Source organism: Streptomyces sp. NPDC005820, assembly GCF_040630255.1.
GTDB lineage: Bacteria > Actinomycetota > Actinomycetes > Streptomycetales > Streptomycetaceae > Streptomyces.
The window spans coordinates 339,200-350,160 of record NZ_JBEXXE010000004.1; the positions used below are offsets into that span (position 1 = coordinate 339,200).

General features: G+C 69.7%; 11 protein-coding genes and 1 rRNA gene. 2 read left to right on the forward strand and 10 right to left on the reverse strand.

Annotated features, from left to right (window positions below; all coding sequences use genetic code 11):
- Positions 1-17: 17 nt before the first annotated feature.
- The gene (locus ABZ464_RS07390; RefSeq protein ID WP_359272205.1) at positions 18-806 is read left to right on the forward strand and encodes an ECF subfamily RNA polymerase sigma factor, BldN family; all 789 of its coding nucleotides are present in this window, start codon (positions 18-20) and stop codon (positions 804-806) included.
- Positions 807-1,067: 261 nt separating this feature from the next.
- Positions 1,068-2,303 carry a DUF5667 domain-containing protein gene (locus ABZ464_RS07395; protein WP_359272208.1) on the forward strand — a complete coding sequence of 412 codons (1,236 nt, stop codon included), beginning with the start codon at positions 1,068-1,070 and terminating at the stop codon, positions 2,301-2,303.
- 354 nt (positions 2,304-2,657) lie between these two features.
- On the opposite strand, the gene ABZ464_RS07400 is transcribed toward ABZ464_RS07395, so the two are convergent.
- The 10 genes from ABZ464_RS07400 to rrf form a co-directional block, all read right to left on the reverse strand.
- On the reverse strand, positions 2,658-3,719 hold the full coding sequence (locus tag ABZ464_RS07400) for a lysophospholipid acyltransferase family protein (RefSeq protein WP_359272211.1): 1,062 nt from the start codon (positions 3,717-3,719) through the stop codon (positions 2,658-2,660).
- 14 nt (positions 3,720-3,733) lie between these two features.
- On the reverse strand, positions 3,734-4,846 hold the full coding sequence (locus tag ABZ464_RS07405; protein WP_359272214.1) for an NAD-dependent epimerase/dehydratase family protein: 1,113 nt from the start codon (positions 4,844-4,846) through the stop codon (positions 3,734-3,736).
- 270 nt (positions 4,847-5,116) lie between these two features.
- Positions 5,117-5,215 (reverse strand): AURKAIP1/COX24 domain-containing protein, encoded by a 99-nt coding sequence (locus ABZ464_RS07410; protein ID WP_003948845.1) that lies wholly within the window; start codon positions 5,213-5,215, stop codon positions 5,117-5,119.
- A 166-nt stretch (positions 5,216-5,381) separates the two neighbouring features.
- A complete protein-coding gene (locus tag ABZ464_RS07415) occupies positions 5,382-5,594 on the reverse strand; it encodes a helix-turn-helix domain-containing protein (protein WP_004984898.1) in 213 nt (70 codons plus the stop codon).
- Between the two features lie 129 nt (positions 5,595-5,723).
- Positions 5,724-6,539, reverse strand: coding sequence for a phosphatase (locus ABZ464_RS07420; RefSeq protein ID WP_359272265.1), 816 nt, complete (start codon positions 6,537-6,539; stop codon positions 5,724-5,726).
- A 393-nt stretch (positions 6,540-6,932) separates the two neighbouring features.
- Entirely contained in the window at positions 6,933-8,105 is a 1,173-nt protein-coding gene (locus tag ABZ464_RS07425) for an acetoin utilization protein AcuC (protein ID WP_359272217.1), read from the reverse strand.
- Positions 8,056-9,300 carry an MFS transporter gene (locus ABZ464_RS07430; protein ID WP_359272221.1) on the reverse strand — a complete coding sequence of 415 codons (1,245 nt, stop codon included), beginning with the start codon at positions 9,298-9,300 and terminating at the stop codon, positions 8,056-8,058. The genes ABZ464_RS07425 and ABZ464_RS07430 overlap by 50 nt, the downstream gene beginning before the upstream one ends.
- A gap of 66 nt (positions 9,301-9,366) precedes the next feature.
- Positions 9,367-10,089, reverse strand: coding sequence for a VC0807 family protein (locus tag ABZ464_RS07435; RefSeq protein WP_359272224.1), 723 nt, complete (start codon positions 10,087-10,089; stop codon positions 9,367-9,369).
- Positions 10,090-10,158: 69 nt separating this feature from the next.
- A complete protein-coding gene (locus tag ABZ464_RS07440) occupies positions 10,159-10,803 on the reverse strand; it encodes an HAD family hydrolase (RefSeq protein ID WP_359272227.1) in 645 nt (214 codons plus the stop codon).
- A 63-nt stretch (positions 10,804-10,866) separates the two neighbouring features.
- Positions 10,867-10,961 (reverse strand): 5S ribosomal RNA (gene rrf / locus ABZ464_RS07445); the annotation flags it as partial.

Below are 10,961 nucleotides of genomic sequence, written 5' to 3' on the forward strand. Positions count from 1 at the left end.
CTGCCTCTGGGAGTCCCGTGTACCCACACGTCGGGGTTGACGCCTCGGGCCTGGCTACGCTGCGCGCAACAGTCGCCACGATCAAAGAGTCGCTGCGCGTCCCCACCGCGTACGGCGTCCCCGCCCTCGCCACCGCCGTCCCGGCGGGACCCGCGGGCCCGTGCTACGCGCTGGCGGAAAGCAGCGCCGCGGTCGGCAGAAGAGGACGCTCGGCCAACGGCCCGGCCACCTCGGCCCGCCGCCCCGCGGCCGACAGCGACAGCGCCCGGATGATGGACCTCGTCGAACGCGCCCAGGCCGGCGAGGCGGACGCGTTCGGGCGCCTGTACGACCAGTACAGCGACACCGTCTACCGCTACATCTACTACCGCGTCGGCGGCAAGGCGACCGCCGAGGACCTCACCAGTGAGACGTTCCTGCGCGCCCTGCGCCGCATCGGCACCTTCACCTGGCAGGGCCGCGACTTCGGCGCCTGGCTCGTCACCATCGCCCGCAACCTCGTCGCCGACCACTTCAAGTCCAGCCGCTTCCGGCTGGAGGTCACCACCGGCGAGATGCTCGACGCCAACGAGGTCGAGCGCTCACCCGAGGACTCCGTCCTGGAGTCCCTCTCCAACGCCGCCCTGCTGGACGCCGTACGCCGGCTCAACCCCCAGCAGCAGGAATGCGTCACCCTCCGCTTCCTGCAGGGCCTGTCCGTCGCCGAGACCGCGCGGGTGATGGGCAAGAACGAGGGCGCCATCAAGACCCTCCAGTACCGCGCCGTCCGCACCCTCGCCCGCCTCCTGCCGGACGACGCCCGCTGAGAGCGGCGCCGGTCCCGCCCGGGCCGGCGCACCCACCGTCGGCAATCCCCAACTCACGCTCAGTGAAAGTCCGTTGCCTTCCCGATCCGATCATCCGCCGTCCGTAACCCAAGTGCCGCGCCAGTCGTTGTGCGGGATACAGGCTCCCTGTGGTCACGTCCCGGCCGACCCCGATCACTCGATCGAGGGAAAGCAGAACGGGCCGTGCAACCCCCGAGATTCCCAGGGAGTCGACCGTCATGACGAGAGGAGGTGCCGCCAGTGATCGCGAACGTATCGGCGCACCGGCGGGCGAACGCCTTCGCCCAGGCCCTGGAGGAGCAGTCCGACCAGGGCACGGCGGCCGAGCAGACCGAAGGATCGCCGCCGGCACCGGCCGCTGCGGACCAGACCGAGCAGGGCCGCCTCCTGGCCCTCGCGACGAGTCTCGCCGAGCTGCCCAAACCGGAGCTCGACCCCGAGGTCAAGGTCGTCCAGCGGGCGCAGTTGGTCGCCGCGATGGAGGCCATGCTGCAGGCGGGCACCGTGGGAGGCGAGGCGGCGGACAGGCCGGTACCCGAACAGCGCTCCCACCGTGCCAAGGGCGGCGCGCACCGGGCGAGCCCCCTGGGAAAGCTCCGGCCGCGCAGCCGGATCGCCAAGGGCCTCACCGCGGGCGGCCTGAGCGTGAGCGTGGCCGCGGGGGCCTTCGGCGGGGTGGCGGCCGCGAGTTCCGACGCCCTCCCCGGTGACGGGCTCTACGGCCTCAAACGCGGCATCGAGGACTTCAAACTCACCTATCTGTCCGACGGCGACGACGAGCGCGGCCGGACCTACCTCGACCAGGCCTCCACCCGGCTCAGCGAGGCCCGCCGCCTCATGGAGCGCGGTCGCGGCGGCCACCTCGACCACGAGTCCCTCGGCGAGATCCGCCGCGCCCTCAGCGGTATGCAGCACGACGCCTCCGAGGGCCACCGCCTGCTCCACGAGGCGTACGAGCGCGACCCGGACTCCCTGGGCCCCATCCAGGCCCTGGAAGCCTTCTCCCGCTCCCACCGTGAGGCCTGGGGCAGCCTGCGCGAGAAGCTCCCGGTCCAGCTGGGCGATGTGAGTCAACAGGTCTCGTCGGTCTTCGAGGCCATAGACGAAGAGGTCGCCCCGCTGCAGTCCCTGCTCCCCCGTCCCCCCGCCCAGGGCGGCACCGGCAGACAGGGCTCGGGCTCCGCGTCCACCGGCACCTCACCCGGCACCGGCCGCTCGACGAGCCCCAGCACCGGCGACACCTCCCAGACCGGCGGCGCGGGCACGGGCAGCAGCCCCAGCAAGTCGGCCGGCTCCGGCACGACCGACGACGGCCTCCTGGGCGGCAGCACGGGCGGCCTCCTGGACCAGCCGGAGGGCAGCACCTCGACCTCCCCGTCGACAAGCACCCCGTCCACAGCCCCCGACGTCACCATCCCACCCCTCCTCCCCGGCCTCCTCCCAGGCCTGGGCATCGACAGCGAGGACGCAAGCTAGCAAGACCGATGGGGGCGCCCCTCAAGAAGGGGCGCCCCCATCGCCGTACAACTCAGAAGAACACCGACCGCCGCTGCACGAGCAACTTGGCCCCTCCTGTCTGCTGCCCTCGCACTGCTTCGCAGGCTTCGCACAGCTGCGCCGGACTCCGTCCGCCGGCTCTCACCACCACCGCCACCGGCCCACCCCCGGACCCACCCGCGTCAGAAGAACACCGACCGCCGCTGCACAAGCAACTTGGCCCCTCCTGTCTGCTGCCCTCGCACTGCTCCGCAGGCTTCGCACAGCTGCGCCGGACTCCGTCCGCCGGCTCTCACCACCACCGCCACCGGCCCACCCCCGGACCCACCCCCGTCAGAAAAACACCGACCGCCGCTGCACAAGCAACTTGTACAGCGTGTGCTGGATCTGCTCCCGTACCTGGTCCGTCAGGTTGAACATCAGCATCGGGTCCTCCGCCGCCTCCGGCGGATAGCCGTCCGTCGGGATCGGCTCACCGAACTGGATCGTCCACTTGGTCGGCAGCGGAACCGCCCCCAGCGGGCCGAGCCAGGGGAAGGTCGGCGTCAGCGGGAAGTACGGGAATCCGAGCACCCGCGCCAGCGTCTTCGCGTTGCCGATCATCGGGTAGATCTCCTCCGCCCCCACGATCGAGCAGGGGATGATCGGCGCCCCCTGCCGCAGCGCCGTGGAGACGAAACCGCCCCGCCCGAACCGCTGGAGCTTGTAGCGCTCGCTGAAGGGCTTGCCGATGCCCTTGAAGCCCTCCGGCATCACCCCGACCAGCTCCCCCGCCCCGAGCAGCCGCTCGGCGTCCTCCGAGCAGGCGAGGGTGTGCCCGAGCTTGCGCGCCAACTCGTTCACGACCGGCAGCACGAACACCAGATCCGCGGCCAGCAGCCGCAGATGACGCCCGGCCGGATGCCGGTCGTGGACGGCGACCTGCATCATCAGACCGTCCAGCGGCACCGTCCCGGAGTGGTTGGCGACGATCAGCGCCCCACCCTCCGCCGGGATGTTCTCGATGCCCTTCACCTCGACCCGGAAGTACTTCTCGTACACCGGCCGCAGCAGCGACATCAGGACCTGGTCGGTGAGCTCCTCGTCGTAGCCGAAGTCGTCGACCTCGTAGTCACCCGTGAGCCGGCGCCGCAGGAAGGACAGCCCGCCCGCGATACGCCGCTCCAGGCCCCCCTCGTCCCGCGCATCCGTCGTCACAGGAACATCATCCTGCCCAACAGCCCTGGTGGGCAGGGGCTGGACCTCGCCGATCTCACCGGCCTCACCGAGCTCACGGACCGGTACGGGCTCGCCGTTCTTGCGTCGGCTCCCCGCGCTCCGGCGCCGCGGCGGCCGCGCCGAAGCGCCCCCGCGGGTCCGGTCGTCGTCGAACGGAATGACCTTGGCGTCCGCCATCGTTGATGCGCTCCTCAGTTGGCGCTCGGCGTCGGGGGGTGGGCCACGGAGGGGCCGGGGCCGCTGCCGGGGCCGCCGGAGCCGCCGCCGGGGCCGCTTCGGGCAAGCGGCAGCGCGCCGATCCGCTCGACGGCCCGCGCGACGGCCTCGGGCGGCAACAGCCCGGGCCCCTGGCTGCGCGCGAAGTCCGCGAACGTCTCCGCCGTCGTGTACCGCGGTTCGAACCCGAGCGTCTCGCGCATCTGCGTGGTCGACACGACCCGCCCATGGGTCAGCAGCCGGATCTGCTCGGGCGAGAAGTCCGTCATCCCCAGCGTCCGCACCAGCGACCCCGCCCAGGTGACGGCCGGCAGCAGCAACGGTACCGTGGGCCGCCCGAGCCGCCGCGAACACTGCGACAGCAGCAGCACCCCGTCCCCGGCGATGTTGAATGTCCCGCTGTTGAGCGTGCCCCGCACCGGCTCGTGCGAGGCGATCCGCAGCACCTCGATCACATCGTCCTCGTGCACGAACTGCAACCGCGGGTCGTAGCCGAACACGGTCGGCAGCACGGGCAGCGCGAAGTACGAGGCGAGCGGCGTCTCGGCGGTCGGCCCGAGAATGTTCGCGAACCGCAGCACACACACCGCCACATCCGGCCGCCGCCGCGCGAACCCGCGCACATACCCCTCCACCTCCACGGTGTCCTTGGCGAACCCACCGCTGGGCAGTGACTTGGCGGAGGTGGTCTCGGTGAACACGGCGGGATCCCGAGGCGCGGACCCGTACACATTGGTGCTGCTCTTCACGACCAGCCGCTTCACACTGGGCGACTTCTGACAGGCGCCGAGCAGCTGCATGGTCCCGATGACGTTGGTCTCCTTGACCGTGGTCCGGCTGCCGCTGCCCAACGCTGTAGCCGTCACATCGAGGTGTACGACCGTGTCGGCGCCGGTCTCGGCCAGCACCCGGGCGATGGTGGGCTGCCGGATGTCGGCCTGGACGAACTCGGCACCGCCCAGATGGTGCTCGGGCCGCACGGCGTCCACCCCGATGACCCGCTCGACGTCGGGGTCACGCTGAATCCGTCGGACGAACCGGCCCCCCAACTGGCGGGCCACTCCGGTCACGAGCACGACCTTCCCCAAGACCAGCGCCTTCCTCTCGTCCGCACTGATGCACTGCTCGTACCCTGCCGCGTTCCCCGTGTGCAAACCAACCTATCGGGTCGATGTTGCGCTGTGATGACCGCCCGATGCACGAAGTGACGGCGAGGATCGGCGCCCGTCCAGCCATACGCACAGCATTCAGCCCACCGCACACCACCCGGACATGCGTGTGGCCCCCGGCGGCAGAACCGACTGGGGGCCACACCACGCTTCCGCGGCTCGCGCGTCGCGAAGAACTAAGGCAGAGCCTTACTTCTTGTTACGACGCTGAACGCGCGTGCGCTTGAGCAGCTTGCGGTGCTTCTTCTTGGCCATCCGCTTGCGCCGCTTCTTGATAACAGAGCCCACGACTACCCTCGCTCACTTCTCATCACTCGGTGTTTGGGCGCCATGGGCCCATACGACCTACGAGGGGCCAGCCTACCCGCCCGAGCGCCGAGGTCGTAATCGAGGGCTCCGGAGGGGGTCGAGGTGCCCTGTGCGCTGTGCCGACCCCCTCCACGATCGCCGTCCGTCAGGCGGTTTCCACCCCCACATAGCTCTCGCGGAGGTACTCGTGGACCGCTTGCTCGGGGACGCGGAAGGACCGCCCCACCCGGATCGCGGGCAGATGACCACTGTGCACCAGCCGGTACACGGTCATCTTGGACACTCGCATCACCGAGGCGACTTCCGCCACGGTAAGGAACTGAACCTCGTTCAGAGGCCTTTCGCCTGCTGCAGCCATGACACACCTGAACCTTCCGCACTCGACGGCCACCGGCTTCCCCTTCCGGTGACTCTTCGTCGTTGCGTGCTCACTCCCCAATGTAGGGGCGTGTGATGCGAGTGGGGAAGAGGTGCACCCATCGCAGGCCTACTGTGACAGACACGCTCGATTGAGTACGTAGCGGGTCAGCGGCAGGTAGTAATCGGACCGCGCGCCGTCATCAAGTGGAACGACGACGGATACGACCCCCTCCGCCTCCCCCACGAACGGAGCCGGGTCGTCCGTATCGGCCAGCCCGATGGCCTCAACCCCCAGCTGACCTGCACCGCAGACCCAGCCATGATCCCCGATCACAAGATCCGGCAGCCCCCCGCCGGCCTCGGCGGCCGCCCCGAGCGCCACCCGAACCGGCAGCGGGGAATGACTGTGCACAGGGGTCGCACAACCGGCGCGTTCACTACCGCACTCCCGCACAACCCCAACCCCTCCGACATAGTCGAGATTGCACGTACGTAGACCGAACCGGGTCGTTATGTCGACACAGTGACCCTGCGCTGGGGTGAGGACAGTACATCCCACCGTCGACAAAGCGTCCGCAAGTCCGGCGTAGAAGCCCAGCAGCCGGTCCGGGTGCCCGGTCCCGAGCAACACGCGCCCACCACGCTGGGCAACCGCCCCCACCCGCTCCCCGAAGGCGTCCAGCGCGGCAACGGTCCGCTCGGGATCAATCACATCCTGCCCTGAAACACACAACGGATCGTCCGAAACCCCACACTTCTCGGCCATCAACCCCACCAACTCCCCCACCCCCCAATCCCCTTGGGGATCAACCCCGATCAAGACCCGAGGATCCCGAGCAGCAAACCCCCGATACCTCCGCAGACTCTTGTCCCGCCCGGTCCCCACCACCCCCGCCAACCCCACCCCCAGCAGATAACCCCGAATCCCACCCACATGCCTCAACACCCTCCCGATACTCCCGCACAAACCCCCCTCAACACACAAAACGGCGGTAAGGGGACACGGTTGGCGTAAGGAGGAGAGGCCGGGAACGGCCCAGGGGCAGAGCCCCGAACCATGGGCACCGCTCACCCAACCCAATCGCCCCGCGAGGGATGCAGGGACAGAGCCTCACAAGGGGCACAGGGGACGCAGTCCCCGCCCGGGCCCGGAGCAGAGCCCCGAAACCTGGGCACCGCTCACCCAACCCAAATCGCCCCACGAGGAGTGCGAGGAACCTGAGCCCCACGAGGGGCGCAGGGGACGCAGCCCCCGCCGGGGCCCGGGGCGGAGCCCCGGAGAACGGGGATCTCTCACCCGACCGAGTCGGGTGGGTGGGTGGGTGGGCAAAGGCCCCTACGCCAACAACCCCCGCAACGGAAAAACAGCCCGCCGCGCAGCCAACACCGCCTGATCCAACCGATCCGCAGGGTCGTACCCCGCCTCCCACGCCCCCCACTCCACCGGCCACCGCCCATCACTCATCCGCACCGGCGCCAACTGCCGAGTCCGAGCAAACACCTCCGCCCGCCACCCCTCCGGAATCACCGTCTCCGGCGCCACCTCCCGCCCCGCCACGATCCCCACCAGATGCGCCCACGACCGCGGCACCACCTCCACCACCGCGTACCCGCCCCCACCCAACGCGACCCACTTCCCCCCGGCGTACTCATGAGCCAACTCATGACAAGCCACCTGCACAGCCCGCTGCGCATCGAGCGACACCGCCAAATGCGCCAACGGATCCTCGAAATGCGTATCGGCCCCATGCTGAGTCACCAGCACATCCGGCCGGAAATCAGCGATCAGCTCCGGCACGACCGCATGAAACGCCCGCAACCACCCCGCATCCCCGGTCCCCGCCGGCAACGCCACATTCACCGCCGACCCCTCCCCGGCCCCCACCCCGGTCTCCTCCGGCCACCCGGTCTGCGGAAACAACGTACGAGGATGCTCGTGCAACGAGATCGTCAGCACCCGCGGATCCTCCCAGAACGCGGCCTGCACCCCGTCCCCGTGATGCACGTCCACATCCACATACGCGACCCGCTCAGCCCCCAACTCCAGCAACCGAGCAATGGCCAATGACGCGTCGTTGTAAATACAGAACCCCGACGCACTCCCCGGCATCGCATGGTGCAACCCACCCGCGAAGTTCACCGCGTGCAGCGCGTCCCCCCGCCACACCGCCTCCGCCGCCCCCACCGACAACCCCGCGATGACCGACGACACCTCATGCATCCCGGCGAACGCGGGATCGTCCATCGTCCCCAGCCCATACCCCTGATCCGCCGCCGCGGGATCCGCCGAAGCCGCCTTCACGGCCTCGACGTAGTCCGCCCGGTGCACCAGCCGCAGGGTGGACTCACCGGCCGGCTTGGCCCGTACGACCTCCACCTCCCGGTCGAGCCCCAGGGCACCCACCAACGACCGGGTCAGCTCCAGCCGTACCGGATCCATCGGATGGTCCGGACCGAAGTCATAGCCCGTTACTGCCTCGTCCCACATCAGCTGTGCGCGGCCGCTCATGCCCGCCACCGTATCGGTCCGGTTGAGCGACGAACGACCTGGCGTACACCAACGTCACCAGCACCAACACCATCGGCACCACCATCGCCCCCCGATAGCTCCACGCGTCCCCCAACGCCCCCACCAACGGCGACCCCACCAGGAACCCGACGTAGTTGAAGACGTTGAGCCGCGCGATCGCCGCATCCGACGCCCCCGGGAACAACCGCCCCGCCGCCGCGAAGGTCTGCGGCACCAGCACACACAGCCCCAGCCCCACCAGCGTGAACCCGCCCATCCCCACCCAGGCCCCCGGCGCCACGGCGACCACCGCGAACCCGGCCGCCGCCACCAGCGCCCCCAGCCGCACCACGGCCGCCGCCCCGAACCGCCGTACCCCGAAGTCCCCGATGGCCCGCCCGACCAGCGTGGTCACCATGTACACGTTGTACGGCACGGTCGCCAGCTGCTCACTGCTCCCGAGCACATCCGTCAGATACTTCGCGCTCCAGTTGGAGACGGTCGAGTCCCCGATGTAGGCGAAGGACATCACCAGACACAGGGGCAGCAACAGCTTGAACACCACACCCGAGCCGCCACGGGACTTCTCGTCCTCCACGTCTCCGGCCGCCCCGGCCCCAGCCACCGCTCCCCCGGCATCCCCGTCCACGTACCACCGACTCGCCACGAGCGCCGCCGGCAGCAGCACCGCCACCACCGGCAGATACGACAGCCACAGCGCGAGATGCCAGTGCGCCCCCACCCACGCCAGCGAGGCCCCCACGATCCCACCGAGGCTGTACGCCGCATGGAAGCTCAGCATGATGCTGCGCCCGTACGTCCGCTGCAGGCTCACCCCGAGCATGTTCATCGAGGCGTCGAGCGCCCCCACGGCGAGCCCGAAGACGGCCAGCGAGAGCGCCAGCGCGGCCATCGCGTCGCCCGACCCCACCCCGACCAGCGCCAGCAGCACCACCGGCTGGGACCAGCGCAGCAGCCGGCTCGCGGGTATCCGCTTCACCAGCTGCTCGGTCGTCACGCTCCCGACCCCGGCCAGCACGGGCACGGCGGCGAGGAAGATCGGCAGCTGCCCGTCCGAGACGCCGTACCGGTCCTGGATCGCCGGAATCCGGGTCACGAGCAGAGCGAACGCGGCTCCCTGCGCAAAGAAACTGAACGCCAATGAGGCCCTACCGCGCCGCAGCACTTCTGTCATGGCGGCGAGCGTAGGGCCCCGGCGTACTCGTGGGTAGATCCAGCCAAAGATGAGTTTCCCTCAGCTTTACCGCGCGGCGACGAGCACCGGCACCTCCACCCCGCTCTCTTCGGCCGTCCCGGCGGCGATCTCCGCACCGATCATCCCCACCATCGGCCCCGCCGCCAGCCCGCCGCTCACCACGACCCCGGTCCCGATCGCCACGACCATCACCACGGACCCCAGCCACACCATCGTGTCCACAGGCACCGTGTAGGCCCCCACGACCCGCACCACGCACTCCGCCAGCAGAACGACGCCCCAGACCACCGAGTAGACCCGCTCGGCCCGCAGGAAGGCCGCAGAGCGCGCCGACCCGCCCGACAGCAGCCGCTCCCACGCGGCCTCCCGGTCGGCTTTGCCCTTCACCAGGAACGGCTTGAGCCCGGCGGTCATCATCGGCCTCCCCAGCCACACGGAGACGAGGATCCCGATCCCGACCGTGCTGCTGACCGCGCTGTCCTTGGCGAGCATCAGCCGCGGGTCACCGGCGACGAAGCTGAGCAGCAGCCCGACGACGTTCACCCCCAGGATCAGCCCGGCGAGCCCGTTGGCCCTGCGCTCCTTGACCACGCTCCACACCGTCCGGACCGCCGGCCCGACGCTGCTCCAGGCGAGCGCCGCGAACGTGCTCATCCCGAACGCGTTCCTGAACAGGTAGTACGACCCGATCGGCACCGCCACGTCCATGAGGAGCGGCGCGAAGGCGTTCGTCTTCTTCTGACCCTGGGGGACCGCGTTCGTCGTCATGCCCTCAGCTTCGCCGCCGGGAGGGGTCCGCCAGTAGAAACGATCGTAAGCAACTCGGCATGACAAATGTCAGGCCAGCAGCCCCGCCAACTCGCCCATGCCGGAGAAGAGTTGCGTGGCGCCGCCGAGCTTCGCGGCCGGGGTCATCGCGGTGAACCCGAGCACGTCCATCCCGGCCGCCACCGCCGCCTGCACCCCGAGCGGCGAGTCCTCCACGACCACACACCGCCCGGGGGCCACCCCCATCCGCTCGGCGGCGTACAGGAACAGATCAGGCGCCGGCTTCCCCTTCCCCACGTCCTGCGCGCTGAAGATCCGCCCCTCGTCGAACCACCGGTCCAGCCCCGTCGTCCGATGCCCCACCCGAATCCGCTCATGACTACCGGAGGACGCCACGCAGTACGGCACGTCGTCCGCCTCCAGCTTCTCCAGTACGTCCACGACCCCGCCCACGGCCTCCAACTCCCGCTCGAAGGTCGCGAACACCCTCCGGTGGAAGACGTCGTCGAACTCGGCCGGCAGCCGCTCCCCCGTCCGCGCCTCGACCAGGTCGTGGACCCGGTGCATCGCCGACCCCATGTAGTCCCGGATCGAGTCCTCGTAGCTGGTGGGGTACCCGAGCTCGGTGAGATAGGCGGCCAGCAGCCGGTTGGAGATGGGTTCACTGTCCACCAGGACCCCATCGTTGTCGAAGATCACCAGGTCGTAGCGCATACAACAGACCCTAAACGCAGAAAACCCCCGCACCATACGGTGCGGGGGTTTCCCGGAATGATTGTTCGGCGGTGTCCTACTCTCCCACAGGGTCCCCCCTGCAGTACCATCGGCGCTGTAAGGCTTAGCTTCCGGGTTCGGAATGTAACCGGGCGTTT

What these genes read in the sequence shown, in the direction of transcription:
- ABZ464_RS07400 (WP_359272211.1), bottom strand. Translation starts at nt 3,719, where the DNA reads ATGGCGGACGCCAAGGTCATTCCGTTCGACGACGACCGGACCCGCGGG.
- ABZ464_RS07415 (WP_004984898.1), bottom strand. Translation starts at nt 5,594, where the DNA reads ATGGCTGCAGCAGGCGAAAGGCCTCTGAACGAGGTTCAGTTCCTTACC.
- ABZ464_RS07425 (WP_359272217.1), bottom strand. Translation starts at nt 8,105, where the DNA reads ATGAGCGGCCGCGCACAGCTGATGTGGGACGAGGCAGTAACGGGCTAT.
- ABZ464_RS07430 (WP_359272221.1), bottom strand. Translation starts at nt 9,300, where the DNA reads ATGACAGAAGTGCTGCGGCGCGGTAGGGCCTCATTGGCGTTCAGTTTC.
- ABZ464_RS07435 (WP_359272224.1), bottom strand. Translation starts at nt 10,089, where the DNA reads ATGACGACGAACGCGGTCCCCCAGGGTCAGAAGAAGACGAACGCCTTC.
- ABZ464_RS07440 (WP_359272227.1), bottom strand. Translation starts at nt 10,803, where the DNA reads ATGCGCTACGACCTGGTGATCTTCGACAACGATGGGGTCCTGGTGGAC.